At 70.2% G+C, this 14,821-nt stretch carries 15 protein-coding genes; 7 read left to right on the forward strand and 8 right to left on the reverse strand.

Features of this window, described 5'->3' with window-relative positions; all coding sequences use genetic code 11:
- The first annotated feature begins 102 nt into the window (after positions 1 to 102).
- Positions 103 to 756 (forward strand): response regulator, encoded by a 654-nt coding sequence (locus tag DL519_RS20785; protein WP_175548076.1) that lies wholly within the window; start codon positions 103 to 105, stop codon positions 754 to 756.
- Positions 757 to 851: 95 nt separating this feature from the next.
- Complete coding sequence (locus tag DL519_RS20790) at positions 852 to 2,099, forward strand: ribonuclease D (protein ID WP_190817262.1); 1,248 nt, start codon at positions 852 to 854, stop codon at positions 2,097 to 2,099.
- A 49-nt stretch (positions 2,100 to 2,148) separates the two neighbouring features.
- Here DL519_RS20790 and DL519_RS20795 read toward each other — a convergent pair whose 3' ends face one another.
- A complete protein-coding gene (locus DL519_RS20795; protein WP_190817264.1) occupies positions 2,149 to 2,697 on the reverse strand; it encodes a TIGR03086 family metal-binding protein in 549 nt (182 codons plus the stop codon).
- Positions 2,698 to 2,746: 49 nt separating this feature from the next.
- Positions 2,747 to 3,469 (reverse strand): helix-turn-helix domain-containing protein, encoded by a 723-nt coding sequence (locus DL519_RS20800; RefSeq protein WP_190817266.1) that lies wholly within the window; start codon positions 3,467 to 3,469, stop codon positions 2,747 to 2,749.
- 171 nt (positions 3,470 to 3,640) lie between these two features.
- Here DL519_RS20800 and DL519_RS20805 point away from each other — a divergent pair, with 171 nt between their 5' ends.
- The 3 genes from DL519_RS20805 (at position 3,641) to DL519_RS20815 (ending at position 7,734) form a co-directional block, all read left to right on the forward strand.
- Positions 3,641 to 4,882, forward strand: a complete 1,242-nt coding sequence (locus tag DL519_RS20805; RefSeq protein WP_190817269.1) for a thiolase family protein — start codon at positions 3,641 to 3,643, stop codon at positions 4,880 to 4,882.
- Positions 4,879 to 7,044 (forward strand): 3-hydroxyacyl-CoA dehydrogenase NAD-binding domain-containing protein, encoded by a 2,166-nt coding sequence (locus tag DL519_RS20810; RefSeq protein WP_190817271.1) that lies wholly within the window; start codon positions 4,879 to 4,881, stop codon positions 7,042 to 7,044. The genes DL519_RS20805 and DL519_RS20810 overlap by 4 nt, the downstream gene beginning before the upstream one ends.
- Before the next feature lie 108 nt (positions 7,045 to 7,152).
- Complete coding sequence (locus tag DL519_RS20815; RefSeq protein WP_190817273.1) at positions 7,153 to 7,734, forward strand: Uma2 family endonuclease; 582 nt, start codon at positions 7,153 to 7,155, stop codon at positions 7,732 to 7,734.
- A gap of 87 nt (positions 7,735 to 7,821) precedes the next feature.
- Here DL519_RS20815 and DL519_RS20820 read toward each other — a convergent pair whose 3' ends face one another.
- The 5 genes from DL519_RS20820 to dxs form a co-directional block, all read right to left on the reverse strand.
- Positions 7,822 to 8,223: a type II toxin-antitoxin system VapC family toxin gene (locus DL519_RS20820; protein ID WP_190817275.1), complete on the reverse strand. Its 402-nt coding sequence runs from the start codon at positions 8,221 to 8,223 to the stop codon at positions 7,822 to 7,824.
- Positions 8,223 to 8,474, reverse strand: a complete 252-nt coding sequence (locus DL519_RS20825) for a type II toxin-antitoxin system Phd/YefM family antitoxin (protein WP_223839338.1) — start codon at positions 8,472 to 8,474, stop codon at positions 8,223 to 8,225. The genes DL519_RS20820 and DL519_RS20825 overlap by 1 nt, the downstream gene beginning before the upstream one ends.
- A gap of 62 nt (positions 8,475 to 8,536) precedes the next feature.
- The gene (locus tag DL519_RS20830) at positions 8,537 to 9,682 is read right to left on the reverse strand and encodes a sensor histidine kinase (protein WP_190817277.1); all 1,146 of its coding nucleotides are present in this window, start codon (positions 9,680 to 9,682) and stop codon (positions 8,537 to 8,539) included.
- 4 nt (positions 9,683 to 9,686) lie between these two features.
- On the reverse strand, positions 9,687 to 10,373 hold the full coding sequence (locus DL519_RS20835) for a response regulator transcription factor (RefSeq protein ID WP_190817279.1): 687 nt from the start codon (positions 10,371 to 10,373) through the stop codon (positions 9,687 to 9,689).
- A 161-nt stretch (positions 10,374 to 10,534) separates the two neighbouring features.
- Entirely contained in the window at positions 10,535 to 12,475 is a 1,941-nt protein-coding gene (gene dxs, locus DL519_RS20840) for a 1-deoxy-D-xylulose-5-phosphate synthase (protein ID WP_190817281.1), read from the reverse strand.
- Positions 12,476 to 12,792: 317 nt separating this feature from the next.
- Between dxs and DL519_RS20845 the strand changes: the two genes are divergently transcribed.
- Positions 12,793 to 13,053, forward strand: a complete 261-nt coding sequence (locus tag DL519_RS20845) for a hypothetical protein (RefSeq protein ID WP_190817283.1) — start codon at positions 12,793 to 12,795, stop codon at positions 13,051 to 13,053.
- A 103-nt stretch (positions 13,054 to 13,156) separates the two neighbouring features.
- A complete protein-coding gene (locus DL519_RS20850; RefSeq protein ID WP_190817285.1) occupies positions 13,157 to 13,345 on the forward strand; it encodes a hypothetical protein in 189 nt (62 codons plus the stop codon).
- 160 nt (positions 13,346 to 13,505) lie between these two features.
- Here the strand turns inward: DL519_RS20850 and DL519_RS20855 are convergent, their stop codons facing one another.
- Positions 13,506 to 14,648, reverse strand: a complete 1,143-nt coding sequence (locus tag DL519_RS20855; protein WP_190817287.1) for a hypothetical protein — start codon at positions 14,646 to 14,648, stop codon at positions 13,506 to 13,508.
- Positions 14,649 to 14,821 lie beyond the last annotated feature (173 nt).

The raw sequence follows: 14,821 nt of genomic DNA on the forward strand, positions 1-14,821 counted from the left end.
CTCACTCACTGGCCGCTACCGGACCCGAGTCTGCCCGGTGGCCGACCCGGTAGCTCCCATTAGGCCGCTCGAACCACGCCCGCCGGCACTTTGCCGGCCAACATGGTCCCGCACCCGCGGGAAGAGCTGTTCACGGTGCTCGTGGTGGACGATCATCCGCTGCTCCGGGAGGCAATCGCCGCCCGGCTGCTGCAGATGGGCGCCGGCACGGTGCACGAGGCTGCATCCATGGCCGAAGCCAGGGCTCGCGCCCTGGCGACCGGTCCTTGCGACCTCGCAATTCTCGATCTCGGGCTCCCGGACGGGACCGGCATCGAGCTGGTAACCGAACTCCGGAGCCAGGGCTGGCCACGGATCGTGGTGCTCGCTTCGTCGGATGACCCATATGCGGTCCGGGCTGCCTTCCAGGCAGGTGCGCAGGCGTACCTGCTGAAGTCGGCCTCGCCGATGGTGGTCACCGACGGTGTGCGCCGCGTGCTCGACGGCGGCGTGTACGCCGATCCCAGCGTGGCGCCGGTGCTTGCCGCCGGTACCCGCGTGCCGGGAACGGACAACACGCCTCGCGAGCTGTCCGGGCGCGAAGTCGAGGTGCTCCAGTTGGTGGCCGACGGCCGCTCCAACAAGGAGATCGGCGAGGCCCTGAACCTGTCCGCGCTCACGGTGAAGAGCCACCTGTCGCGGATAGGGCGCAAGCTGGGCACCGGCGACCGGGCACAGATGGTTGCGCTGGCCATGCGGGCCGGCGTGATCCGATGACCGGACGCTGACGCACCTGCATCGGGCGGTCGACCCGACGAGCTCGGGTGGAGTGGCCCCACGGCGCGGGCCGAAGCACGTAAGGTCTGGTAGCCGTGGAAGCTGCAAGCCCCGAGACCGTTGGGTCCGACCGCCCGGAGCCGGTGTTGTTGACCGAACCCACCGACGGCGTGCCGCCGGTGGTGGACACACCGGCCGCGTTGAACGCGGCCGCAAACGCACTGGCTGCGGGGACCGGACCGGTCGCCGTGGACACCGAGCGCGCTTCGGGTTACCGCTACTCGCAACGCGCCTACCTGGTGCAACTCCGCAGAGAAGGCGCCGGCACCGTGCTGGTGGACCCGATCGCGCTGGACGGTGCGCTTGATCCGCTGCTGCCGGCCTTGGCCGACGCGGAGTGGGTGCTGCACGCGGCGTCGCAGGACCTGCCGTGTCTCGCCGAGCTCGACCTGCGTCCGGCGCGCTTGTTCGACACCGAACTGGCTGGCCGGCTCGCCGGGTTCGAGCGCGTGTCGCTCGGTGCGCTCGTGGAGCGCATGCTCGGCTACCGGCTGGAGAAGGGCCACAGTGCGGCGGACTGGTCTCGCCGACCGCTCCCCCAGGACTGGCTGGTGTACGCCGCACTGGATGTGGAGCTGCTGACCGCCCTGCGCGACGCGATGCGCGACGAGCTGGAGCGGCAGGGCAAGCTGGACTGGGCGCACGAGGAGTTCGAGGCGGTCCGCACCGCCGCGCCCGCCGCGCCGCGTGCCGAGCCTTGGCGCCGCACGTCCGGCATTCACCGGGTGCGCAATCCTCGACAGCTGGCGGCCGTTCGAGCCCTGTGGGAGACCCGGGACAACGTCGCGCGGGATCGCGATCTCGCGCCCGGACGCGTGCTGCCGGACTCCTCGATCGTGCAGGCCGCGCAGGCCAATCCGAAGACCGAGGCCGACCTCGTCGCCCTGCCGGTGTTCGGCGGGCGTCAGCAACGGCGCCGGGCCGCGATGTGGTTGCAGGCCCTGCGGGCGGCGCGTCGGCTGGAGAACGACGAGCTGCCGGCCCCGGCCTCACCGCACGAGGGCCCGCCCCCGACGAACCGCTGGGCCGACCGGGATCCGGCGGCCGCGGCGCGGCTGTCCGCGGCGCGTTCGGCGCTGTCGAAGATCGCCGAGCGCAACAACCTGCCGGTGGAGAACCTGCTGCTCCCCGACCTGGTCCGGCGGACCTGCTGGACCCCGCCGGAGGACCGCAGCGCCTGCGGCGTGGCCGAGCTGCTGCGCGACAAGGGCGCCCGCGAGTGGCAGATCAACCTCACGGCCGACGCCTTGAGCAAGGCCCTCCACGCGACGGCCACGGACTGACGTTCGCCGTGCGGCCGTTCCACGCGGAGCCGCCGCACAGGATCGTCGACTACGGATTGCGGCCGAGGAAGGCGAGCAGGCGGTCCTGCTCGGGCGCGTCGTCGGCGATGCGGACCTCTGGGCCGCAGACTCCCTTGTGCCGGATGTTGTCCCCAAGGGCGAGAACATCGGCGTACACCCTCGTCACCTCTTCCGCCGGCAGCCGCTCGTCCTGTCCGGTGGCCCTGGCGATGTCCCATCCGTGCACGAGCAGGTCGAAGCACAGGAACCGGTCGATCGTCGCCTCGGCCGTGGTGCGGCCGAACATCCCGTCATACTCCTGCCGCGCCCGCTGCGGATCATCGACCAGCGCTTGGAGTGCGTCGCGGGCCTCCAACCACGCTCCCAACGGGTCATCGTCGACAACCTTCGCCAGGGTGACCGTCAAGCCCGCCCAGCTGGGGATGTCGCGGTGCAGATCAATGACGTGGCGCAGGACGTCCAGCGTGGTCCAGCCTTCGCAGGGAGAATGCGTCGCCCACGTGTCAGCGGGCACCGCCTCGACTCGGCGGGTGAACTCGGCAGCCAGCGCTCGGTAGCGCTCGGAGGTTTCGCTCATGCCGTCAGCCTGATCCATCACGAGCCGCCTGTCGTGTACGGATCGGACTTCAGCGGCCGACGAGCGCGCCCGGGCCGCTCCGGGCGATCTGCCGGCAGTCGCGCGAAAGGTGTGACTGGTCGGTGTAGCCGGCGGCCACCGCCAGCGTTGCGAGATCGATCGGGGCGCCAGGATGCCTTGCCATGCGCAGGAACTGTTGCAGCCGGAGGATTCGGCGCAGCATCGAGGGCCCGTAGCCGAACGCCCGCACGCATCGCCGGTTCAGCTGCCGCGCACAGAGTCCGGTGGCCTCAGCCATCTCGGCGACCGTCGTCCGGCTGTCGTGCACGAGCATTCGCCGGACGGTCTCGGCAGCGGAGTCCTCCGGAGCCGCCGCCCCGAGCCATTCGCGAGCGTGGTCTTGGAGGACACGAAGCCGGCTCCCCTGGTCCTCGGCGGCCCCGATCTGGTCGCCGAGGAGCCGTTGGGCCCGGGAGCCGAGCACGTCGTCCAGGGACACCCGCCTGTTGCGCAGCTCGGCGGTGTCGAAGTCGAGAACACTGCCCGCCCGCCCCGCGCGGAATCGCACGCCTACCGCCTCGGTGCCCGACGGCAGGGCGAACGACCACGCCGATGTTTCCGGGCCGCAAACGCGGATCACGCCCGTGCTGATCCACAGCACGTCGACGCAACCGTCCGGCACGATCGTCGCGGCGCCCGCCACGTCCGCAGTCCAACCGGTCACGAGGTCCGAAGCCAAGTCCGGGGCCACCGCCGTAGGCACGTACAGCACGGGGTCAGCCTAGAAGTGGCCACCGACGGCGGCGCTGATCAGGATGTGAGACAGCCGACACGCCAGCCAGTGTGGTTACCGGTGGGTAATAAGCGCTAGAGTGCGGTTCCCGGCCGGTAGAGACGGTCTGATCCGGTCGGCACCATCCACCAAGCCAGTGAGGAGCACGCCGTGGCCGCACCTGCGTCGGCACCCGCCGACAGCCGCAGCCGCCAAGCGGTTCGGGACGTGGTCTTCGTCGACGGCGTACGCACGCCGTTCGGCAAGGCCGGTTCGAAGGGCCAGTACGCCCAGACCCGCGCCGACGACATGGTCGTCAAGGTCATCCGGGAGCTGCTGCGGCGGCACCCGGAACTGCCGGCGGAGCGCATCGACGAGGTCGCCATCGCCGCCACCACCCAGATCGGCGACCAAGGCCTGACCATCGGCCGCAGCGCGGCGCTGCTGGCCGGGCTGCCCAAGTCGGTCCCCGGCTTCGCCATCGACCGGATGTGCGCCGGCGCCATGACGGCGGTGACCACCGTGTCCAGCGGCATCGCCTTCGGCGCCTACGACGTGGCGATCGCCGGCGGCGTCGAGCACATGGGCAACCACCCGATGGGCGAGGGCGCCGACCCCAACCCGCGCTTCGTTTCCGACAAGATCGTCGACCCGTCGGCGCTGATCATGGGCTCGACCGCGGAGAACCTGCACGACCGGTTCCCGACGCTGACCAAGCAGCGCACCGACGCCTACGCGGCCCTGAGCCAGCAGCGCTACGACGAGGCGCTGCGTGCCGGGAAGATCACGCCGGACCTGGTCGCGGTGTCCACCCGCTCCGAGCAGGGCTGGGGCCTGGCCACCACCGACGAGCCGCCGCGCCCGGGCACCACGGTCGAAGCGCTGAGCGGCCTGAAGACGCCGTTCCGGCCGCACGGCCGGGTCACCCCGGGCAACGCCGCGGGCCTCAACGACGGCGCGACGGGCTGCCTGCTGGCCGACGCGGACACCGCCGCCGAGCTCGGCCTGCCGGTCGGAATGCGGCTGGTCGGCTACGCCTTCGCCGGCGTGGAGCCGGAGGTGATGGGCGTCGGGCCGGTGCCCGCCACCGAGAAGGCGCTGCAGCGCGCCGGGCTGACCATCGACGACATCGGCCTGTTCGAGATCAACGAGGCCTTCGCGGTGCAGGTGCTGGCGTTCCTGGAGCACTTCGGCATCGCCGACGACGACCCGCGGGTCAACCCGTGGGGCGGCGCGATCGCCTGCGGCCACCCGCTGGCGTCCTCCGGCGTGCGGCTGATGACCCAGCTGTCCCGGCACTTCGCCGAGCGCCCCGAGGTGCGCTACGGCATCACGACCATGTGCATCGGCTTCGGCATGGGCGGAACGGTCATCTGGGAGAACCCGAACTACAACGCAGGAGGCGCCCGATGACAGTCGGAACTTCGACGACAGACTTCGCGGCGCTGTTCCCCGGCGAAGTGGTGACCAAGGCGTTCACCAGGCTCGTCGACGTGCCCGGCCTGGGCGGCAAGCTCGCGCTGATCACCATCGACAACGGCCATGACCACACCCGGCCGTCCACCTTCGGCCCGGGCGGTCTGGCCAGCCTGAACGCCGCGCTGGACGAGGCGTTCGCCGCCGAGCCAGCGGCCATCGCGGTCACCGGCAAGCCGTTCGTGTTCGCCGTGGGCGCGGACCTCTCCGGCATCGGGCGGATCACCGAGCGAGAGCACGCCCACCAGATCGCCCAGGCCGGGCACGACGTGTTCCGCCGGCTCACCGAGTCGAAGATCCCGACCTTCGCGTTCGTCAATGGCGCGACGCTCGGCGGCGGCCTGGAGCTGGCGCTGTCCTGCCACTACCGGACGGTGGCGTCGAACGCGGGCGCCATCGCGTTCCCGGAGTGCTTCCTGGGCCTGTTCCCGGGCTGGGGCGGCACCCAGCTGCTGCCGAACCTGATCGGGCCGGACGCCGCGGTGACGGTGATCATCGAGAACGCGCTCAGCCAGAACCGGATGCTCAACCCGAAGAAGGCCCGTCAGCTGGGCATCTTCGACGAGCTGCTGGAGAGCCCGGACTTCCTGGAGGAGTCGGTGCGCTGGGCGGTCCGGGTGGTCAACGGCGAGCAGGCCGTGACCCGCCCGGAGATCGACCGCGGCAAGGCCTGGGACGACGCCGTCGCCCGCGCCAAGGGCATCGTCGAGTCCCGCACCCACGGCGCCTCCCCCGCGGTGACCAAGGCCGTCGAGCTGATCGAACTGGCCAGGGGCAACGACCTCGACGCGGGCTACGCCGCCGAGACCGAGGCGCTGACCGACGCGCTGATGTCCGACGAGCTGCGCTCCGGGCTCTACTCCTTCGACCTGACCCAGAAGCGCGCCAAGCGGCCCGCCGGGGCGCCCGACAAGTCGTTGGCGCGCAACGTCACCAAGGTCGGCGTGGTCGGCGCCGGGCTGATGGCCGGTCAGCTGGCGCTGCTGTTCGTGCGCCGCCTGGAGGTGCCGGTGGTGATCACCGACGTCGACCAGGAGCGCATCGACCGCGGCGTGGGCTACATCCACGGCGAGATCGACAAGCTCGCCGCCAAGGGCCGCCTGTCGCCGGACGCGGTGAACCGACTGAAGGCACTGGTCACCGGCTCACTGGACAAGAGGGCGTTCGCCGACGCCGACTTCGTCATCGAGGCCGTCTTCGAGGAGATGTCGGTCAAGCAGCAGGTGTTCGCCGAGCTGGAGGAGCATGTCTCCCCCGAGGCGATCCTGGCCACCAACACCTCGTCGCTGTCGATCACCGAGATGGGCTCGAAGCTGAAGAACCCGGAGCGGGTCGTCGGCTTCCACTTCTTCAACCCGGTCGCGGTGCTGCCGCTGCTGGAGGTGGTGCGCGGCGAGCAGACCGACGACGCGGCGCTGGCGACGGCGTTCAAGGTCGGCAAGCAGCTGAAGAAGTCGTGCGTGCTGGTCAAGGACGCGCCGGCGTTCGTGGTGAACCGGCTGCTGACCCGCTTCATGGGCGAGGTCATCGCGACCATCGACGAGGGCACGCCGTTCGACGTGGCCGACAACGCGCTGGAGCCGCTGGGCCTGCCGATGACCCCGATGGTGCTGCTGCAGCTGGTCGGCCCGGCGGTCGCCCAGCACGTCAACGAGACGATGCACGCGGCCTACCCGGACCGGTTCGGACTCAGCGGCAACATGCAGCGGTTCGTCGACGCGCGCAAGACCGCGGTGTGGATCACCGACGAGTCCAGTCAGTCAGCGGCGCGAAGCGCCTCCGTGGGGGACGGCGACCGGGCGACGGGCGGGCAGGTCGTGGACCCCGAGGTCGCGGCGCTGTGGGAGCAGGGCGACAGGCCCTCGACGTCCGAGCAGGTCCGCGAGCGGGCGCTGAACGCGCTGGCCGAGGAGATCGGGATCATGCTTGACGAGGGCGTGGTCGCGGAGGCGCAGGACATCGACCTGTGCATGCTCCTCGGTGCGGGCTGGCCGTTCTGGCTGGGCGGCATCACGCCGTACCTGGACCGCGCGGGCATCGCGGAGAAGGTCAACGGCAAGCGCTTCCTCGCCCCGGGAGTGGCCTCCGTTCCGGCCTGATCATGTGCAAGAGGGGCCGGGGCGGCAACGCTGCGGCCCCTCTCGCGTGCGTGAAGTCCAGTCTCTTGTTCTGCCATGATGGAGCGGACGGAAACGAGGTGATGACCGGTGACCGCGCTTGTCCAGCACGAACTCGGGCCGTTCACGATCGCCGATTGGCACGCGCTCCCCGCCCGTGAGGACGGTTCGCGACTGGAACTCATCGAGGGGTACTGGCTCGTGACGCCACCGCCGAGCGGACAGCACCAATGGGCGGAGAAGCGCATCATCTCGATGTTCGACCAGGCCATCAACTCGGCGAAGCGAACCGATCTCTACGCGGTCGGTGGTATCGGCATCGAGATCAGCACGAGTTACCGCTCCGCCCTCATCCCCGATTTCGTGGTCCTCGACACGCCGCCCGTCGGCACGTCGTTCCAGCCGGGGAACGTCCTACTCATCGGCGAGATCTGGTCCCCCGGCAACACCTCCAGCGAGCAGCAGGAGAAGTTCCAGGCCTGCGAACGAGCTGGCATCCCGTTCTTCTGGAGCGTCGCTCAGGACCGCGGTGGGCCGACCGAACTGGCTGCGTACCGCCTCGAAAACGGCCGGTACGTGTGCGACGCGACCGCGCAGACCGGTCACGGGAGTGCGCGGATCGCCGCGAGCCCGGTTCCGTTCGAACTCGACGTGGCCTCGCTGAGGCTTTGAGCTTCGAACGTGGGCCGTAGCCGCTGCTTGGACTGTCGACAACCCAAACCCGCTCCGTTGCGGGGCGGGTCGCAGCTTTCGCCTCGTTCAAACCGTTCCTGGTTGTGCGACTGGCAATCCAACATCTTCAGCCGCCTTGTGGAGACGATGGTCGTAGGTCACGAATGCCGTCAGGTGCGAACCGAAGATCGCATGTGCCGTCGCAAGGTGAATCGCGTCGAGTGAACGCAGCAGGACATCTTGGTACGCAGCGGCCGTAGCTCGTACCACGTCGTCAATGTCGTAGACGCCGATCCGCTTCAGAACGGCGGGGGCGGCGCTGAGCAAGTTCGGTTCGTACCGTCGTAGTGCCCGCGGAACCTCCACCTCGACGAGCGCAGATGCGACCAGCGGTACATTCGGCTGTTGCTCCAACCAATCCGCCAGTGCGTCGCTTTCTCGTTCCCGTCTCACCAGCTTGATGAGCGCAGCGCTGTCGAGGTAGATCACTAGTAGCGCTCCTCATCTCGTAGCTCACGGATGAGCGCGCCCGCGTCCACGTCAGTTCGAACAGGGCCGAGTGGCCGGGGCATCGACCCCTCCAGAGTCGGCGGGCGGAACTTCCCAGAAGCGATCAGCTCGCCGAGAGGGTGGGGATGCGCAGGAATGATCCTGGCGATGATGACACCGCGCTCGGTGATGTCGATTTCTTCGCCGTGCTTGACTCTGGCCAGGACGCTCGACGTCTCCTGGTTCAGCATGCGGACCGGCACCTCACTCATGACCAGAGTGTAGAACGCCAATGTTCTACATGTCATCCAGGTCACGGCGCAGCGGGGAGTTGGACCGTTACCGCGAGGCCGCCGGCTGGGAGGGGTTCCGCCCGGACTCGGCCGTGGTGGGCCTTCACCGCCGCTTGGACGATCGACAGGCCAAGGCCCGCTCCGTTCCGGGCCGTTCGTTGGACTCCTGCCCGGCGAAACGGCTCGAAGAGGGATTCCACTTGTTCCGCCGGGATTCCCGGCCCCGACGACGCCACCCGCACGGTTGTCCACTGTGGATCGCTGCTGGCGCTGATCTCCACCCAACCACCGTCGACGTTGTGCCGCACCGCGTTCTCCAGCAGGTTGCCCGCGACGCGCTCCAGCAGCGCCGGATCGCCGACGGCGAACGCCGGTTCCGCACAACACTTGATGCGCAGTCCGCGCTGCCGCGCCTCCTGCTCCACCGCGCGCAGGGCGCGGCCCACGAGCCCCGTGAGGTCCACCGGCTCCCTCACCACCAACTCCGCACCTTCGGTGCGGGCCAACAGGAGCAGGGCCTCCACCAGCCGCTCCGCGCGCGCCGTCGCCTCGCGGACCACATCGGCCATCCGGCGCAGCTCCGCCTCGTCGGCGTCGGGGTCCGACAGCGTGACGTCGAGCTCCGTGCGGATCACCGACAACGGCGTGCGCAGCTCGTGACTCGCGTTGGCGACGAACCTGCGCTGCGAGTCGAACGCCGCTTGCAGCCGGTCGAGCATCGCGTCGAAGGTGTCGGCCAGCTGGGCGACCTCGTCGCGCGGACCGGTCAACTCGATCCGTTCATCCAAGGACTCCGCGGACAACCGGCGCGCGGCATCGGTCACGTCGTGCAGCGGTCGCAGCACCCGGCCGGTCACCGTCCACGCCAGCAGCGCGGCCGCCAGCACCACGGCGACGAAGGCGAACCCGCCGATCAGCAGGACCTGCTGCCGCGCGGAGTCGCGCAACGCCTCGCCGAGCAGTTCCGCGGGCACATCCACGCCGTGCACCCGGACCGGTGTTCCCGCGGGCAATCGGGGCACCGAGGCCACCACGTTGCCGACCAGCACCCATCCCAGCCACAGCAGCAGCCCGCTGACCGCAGCGACCAGCGCCGTCGCCAGCAGGGTCAACCGCGTTCGCAGTCCCGGACCGCGGCGGGTGATCGATCGGGCGGCCCCGCACATCGGCTCAGTCCCGAGCGTGCTCGGTGCGGCCCGCCGACGGCACCCGGTAGCCGGAGCCGACCACGGTTTCGATGATGCTCGGCTCCCCCAGCTTCTTGCGCAGCGTCATCATCGTGACCCGCACCGTCGTGGTGAACGGGTCGGCGTTCTCGTCCCACACCCGTTCCAGCAGTTCCTCGGAGCTGACCACGGCGCCGCCTGCCGACAGCAGCACCTCAAGCACGCCGAGCTCCTTGCGGGTCAGCTCGACCTCGCCGTCCCCGCGGTGCACGGTGCGCCGCGCGGAATCCAGCTCCAACGCCAGCGCGGTCAGCAGCGGCGGTTGCGCCGGAGTGGCGCGACGCCCCAGCGCCCGGACCCGGGCGATCAGCTCCGCGAACGCGAACGGCTTGGCCAGGTAGTCGTCGGCGCCCAGGGACAGCCCGGCGACGCGGTCCTCGACCGTGCCGCTGGCGGTGAGCATCAGCACCCGGGTCAGCTCGCCGGAGGACACCAACCGACTACACAGCTCGTCACCGGACATGCCTGGCAGGTCCCGGTCGAGCACCAGCACGTCGTACCGGGTGATCGACGCCTTCTCCTGGCCGCTTTCTCCGTCGTAGGCGACGTCCACGGCCATGCCTTCCCGGCGCAGCCCACGAGCTATCGCATCGGCCAGCGGCTTCTCATCCTCGACGACCAGGACTCGCACACGTTCACCCTGCCACAGCGGCCAGGCGCAGCCCGGCCGACCACTCGCCGCCCCACCGCAACTTCAATGGAAATCGTGGCGAGTTATCCACAGGCGTCGGTGTGTCGGGCACCCGACACACCGAACCGGTGCGATTTCCATTGAAATCGCGCTCTTCGGCGTCAGCCGTTCGCCGCTTCAGGGCGCTCGTTGTCGGCTGCGACCCGCAGCGACACGCGGGACCCGCGCTGGTTGGCGACCCACTCTGTGATGCGGCGGGCGATGTCCTGCTCGGTCAGCCCCAGCTCGGAAAGCACCTCGTCGCGCGACTTGTGGGTCAGGAACTGGTTCGGCACCGCCAGATCGCGCAGCGGTACGTCAAGCTCCGCGTCGCGCAGCGCCGCCGCCAGCGCCCAGCCGAAGCCGCCGTGCCGCCCGCAGTCCTCCAGGGTGACCACCAGTCGGTGCTGCTCGGCCAGCTCGACGATCTGCCCCGGCACCGGCACCACCCAGCGCGGATCGACCGCGGTGACCCCGATGCCCTGCGCCGAGAGCCGCTCCGCCGCGGACACCGCCAACTCCCCAAACGCGCCAACCGCGACCAGCAGCACGTCGTTGCTCTCACCGTCAGCCGGGCGGCGCAGCACGTCCACCCCGCCGACCCGCTCCACGGCCGGGACCTCCTCGATCACCGAGCCCTTGGAGAACCGGACCACGGTCGGCCCGTCGTCGACGGCGACCGCCTCGCGCAGCTCCTCGCGCAGCGTCACCGCGTCGCGCGGCGCCGCGACCTGGATGCCCGGGATCAGACCGAGGATCGACAGGTCCCACATGCCGTTGTGGCTGGCGCCGTCGTCGCCGGTAATCCCGGAGCGGTCCAGGGTCACCGTGACCGGCTGCTTGTGCAGCGCCACGTCCATCAGCAGCTGGTCGAACGCGCGGTTCAGGAACGTCGAGTACACCGCGAACACCGGGTGCATGCCGCCCATCGCCAGCCCCGCCGCCGAAGTCATGCCGTGCTGTTCGGCGATGCCCACGTCGATGCAGCGGTCCGGGTAGGCCTCGCCGAACTTCTTCAGCCCGGTCGGGCCGAGCATCGCGGCGGTGATGGCCACCACGTCTGGGCGCTCGGCTCCGATGCGCACCAACTCCTCGGCGTAGACGTCGGTCCAGCTCTTCGGGGCCGGCTTGGTCGGCAGCCCGGTCTCCGGGTCGATCACCTTGACCTGGTGCATCTGCTCGGCCTGGTCGTTCTCGGCCGGGGCGAACCCGTTGCCCTTGCGGGTCACCGCGTGCACGATCACCGGGCCGCCGAAGGACTTGGCCATCTGCAGCGCGTGTTCCATCGCGCGCAGGTCGTGGCCGTCGACCGGGCCCAGGTACTTGATGCCGAGGTCGGAGAACATCACCTGCGGGCTGATCGCGTCCTTAATGCCGCTCTTGGCCGCGTGCAGGCCGGTGTAGAGCGAGCGCCCGACCACCGGGAGGTTGCGCAGCGTGCGGCGGCCGCTCTCCAGCGCCTTCTCGTAGCTGGGGTTCAAGCGCAGCGCGGCGAGGTGCTCGGCGAGGCCGCCGATCGTCGGCGAGTAGGACCGGCCGTTGTCGTTGACCAGGATCACCACCGGGCGCTCCTGGTCGGCGGCGATGTTGTTCAGCGCCTCCCAACACATGCCGCCGGTGAGCGCGCCGTCGCCGACGACCGCCACCGCGTGCCACGGCTTGCCGCTGAGCTGGAAGGACCGGGCCAGGCCGTCGGCGTAGGACAGCGCCGTCGAGGCGTGGCTGTTCTCCACCAGGTCGTGGTCGCTCTCGGTGCGCGACGGGTAGCCGGAGAGGCCGTCGCGCTTGCGCAGCCGGTCGAAGCCGTCCTGCCGACCGGTGATGATCTTGTGCACGTACGCCTGGTGACCGGTGTCGAACACGATGGCGTCCTGCGGTGAGTCGAACACCCGGTGGACGGCCAGGGTCAGCTCCACCGCGCCAAGATTCGGCCCCAGGTGCCCACCGGTGCGGGACACCTTCTCGATCAGGAAGTGCCTGATCTCCGAGGCCAGTTGCACCAGCTCAGCGTGCTTAAGTCGCTTGACGTCGGCCGGACTGTGCACGGACCCCAGCAGCGTCACCGTTCCACCTCACTTGTCGTGCCGGTCGGGTTCATTCGCACGCTGGGGCCGGCTGGCTGCCTGGCTCCGCCGCGATGCATAGCTCGCCCCAGTCTACGGAGCGGGCTGCCGACGGCCCGGTGTGGTGCGTGACGGGAACGCGGAGCGATCCTAAGCCGGGAGCCCGCGCGTTCGTGTTCCGCCGAACGGCCGATGCTGCTGGCGTTCGGCGGACCATCCCAGGAAGGCCGAAATGACCAATTCAGCTGGACGAAGGGCCGAGCTGGAGGCGCGCAACGCGGCAATGCGCGAGCAGGTGTCGTCGCTGCTGGGAAGGCTTGCAGCGGCAGACCTCGCAGTTGCAGGAGGCGCACGGCGGCGGCGCGGCGGACAGGCCGCAGGCGGCGCTGGACAAGCTCAACGGGGTGCTCCAGGCGGAAAGCGAGTGCTGGGGCAACGACGAGGCCGGCTCGCAGTCGGCCGCCGATGCCTTCACCGGACCGGCGAAGCGCCGGGCTGGGGCGATCTCACCTCGGGGACGATCTTCGGCGGCGTGGGCGGGGCGACCGGCGGCATGCAGAGCCGGCACGAGGGCCTGAACCCGACGTGGGAGGGCAACGGCCGCGGCGACGGCCTGGTGTCGGGAGAGAACAACCAGGGCCGCCGGTTCGACTCATCGGAGGGCGCGGTGCACGGGCCAATGTGGACAGTCTCTACAACCGCAGTGTCAATTCCACCCACGGCCAGCACATCCCCGGCGACGGCGGCCCGGACAACGTAGACAACAACCCGTACGACGACGACGGCAGCCCGTCCTATTCGGACGGATCGGCACAATCCCCGTCGACCCCGGAGAGCTGGACCTCCCCGACGGCCCAACAACTAACCTGAACGAGCGAATTTCTCCTGGCGAAGGGTGCCTTCGAACAACTCCCTCGCCCAAAGACGCCCTTCACGCTTCATCCGTGCGAGTGGATTTTTCGAGGTGAGGGCGCCCTTCGCCCAGTTGCTCGGACAGCCCAGTTGCTCGGCGAAGGGCACCCCTCACGCTTCACATGAACGGGCGCCAGTTCGGGATCGGGGCGTGGTCCGGGCGGAGGTCTCCCCACGGCGGGCTCCCCGGTGGGAGCTGGTGCAGTTCCGCCTGGTCGAGGCGGCGGCGCACCCGCAGCCAGCCGACGGCCAGGAGCACTCCCGAGCCCAGCACGACGACCGCCACGATCCACAGAACCGGATCTCCGACGCCACGGCCGATCGCGGTGGTCAGCAGCATCGAGCCGAACACCGCCAGCGCGCTGCCGAGCAGGGCCCGGTATTCCGGATAGGCCTGTGCTTGGCGGCCGCGGCGCACCGTCGTCATGCGAGCGACGGCCCAGGTTCGCAACCGATGCCAGGAAGCGGAATCCTGCGGGCCCGTGCGCAGCGGCCAAGCCGCAGTGGCGCGCCGCCGGACGATCGAGGCGACCAGTTGCGGGTCGGCCACGTGCACGATCCACTGCTGCATCCCGGCGACCAAGCGGAGCGCCGGTCCACGGCGCAGGCGGATGCCAGCGCCTCCCGGCAGCGGCCACCAGCCGTCCTCGCCACCGCCGATCTCGCCGGGCTGCGCGAGGGCCAGCTCGGCCAGCGGCAGCGCTTGCCGGACCCGCCCGCCGCTGCCGCGAGCGGTCTGGGCGAGCACGATCCGGTCCCGGCCGATCAGCAGGCGCCCGCTGCCGTGCGCGTCGAGCGGCACCGGGATCTCCACATCCAGTTCGGCGAGATCCTTCGCCGGTTGCGCGAACCGCCGGCACGCCAACGTCGCCAAGGCGGGCGAAGCGGCCACGGCGACCAGCGAGATCAGGCCTATCGGCGCGGCGAACAGGACGTTCACGAACGCCTGCGGCACCGAGGCGAGCAGCGCCCAGCCCGGCCAGCGCCGCGGCGTGCGGGAGTCCACCAGCCACACCACCGCCGCGATCCCGATCCACCCCGCGGCCCAGCCGGTGAAATAACCGGGCACAGTGGACAGACCGAACACCAGCAGGCCTGCGGGGAGCAGCACGATTCCCAGTGCTGCCAATAGAAACGCGATCACCCGGCGTCCCGGCACGCCCTCCGGCGCGGATGTTCCCCGCCCGGCGACGGGCCGCACCTCGGCTCCGGACTCGGGCGGGGCCGGGAGGACTTCCGGCAGGTGTTCGCGTTGGGTCATCTCAAGAACTCCCGTTTCTGGGACCGGGCGTCCGCCGGCACCTGGTGCGCGGCAATCTCAACCGCGCCCCACCGGCTGGACCGCAGTTCCGGTCGGAACTGCGGTCCCCCGAACGCTTGCGCGGCCCGCTGCGCAAGTCAACGACCCGCACGTCGCCCCGCGACGACAGCTCG

It is taken from the genome of Saccharopolyspora pogona (assembly GCF_014697215.1).
In the GTDB taxonomy this organism is placed as follows: Bacteria; Actinomycetota; Actinomycetes; order Mycobacteriales; family Pseudonocardiaceae; genus Saccharopolyspora; species Saccharopolyspora hattusasensis.

Bases quoted from the DNA above. Each gene is read 5' to 3' on its own strand.
- DL519_RS20785 (WP_175548076.1), top strand. From the start codon at position 103: ATGGTCCCGCACCCGCGGGAAGAGCTGTTCACGGTGCTCGTGGTGGAC.
- DL519_RS20795 (WP_190817264.1), bottom strand. From the start codon at position 2,697: ATGAGCGAAACCTCCGAGCGCTACCGAGCGCTGGCTGCCGAGTTCACC.
- DL519_RS20810 (WP_190817271.1), top strand. From the start codon at position 4,879: ATGACAGTCGGAACTTCGACGACAGACTTCGCGGCGCTGTTCCCCGGC.
- DL519_RS20825 (WP_223839338.1), bottom strand. From the start codon at position 8,474: ATGCTGAACCAGGAGACGTCGAGCGTCCTGGCCAGAGTCAAGCACGGC.
- DL519_RS20830 (WP_190817277.1), bottom strand. From the start codon at position 9,682: ATGTGCGGGGCCGCCCGATCGATCACCCGCCGCGGTCCGGGACTGCGA.
- DL519_RS20855 (WP_190817287.1), bottom strand. From the start codon at position 14,648: ATGACCCAACGCGAACACCTGCCGGAAGTCCTCCCGGCCCCGCCCGAG.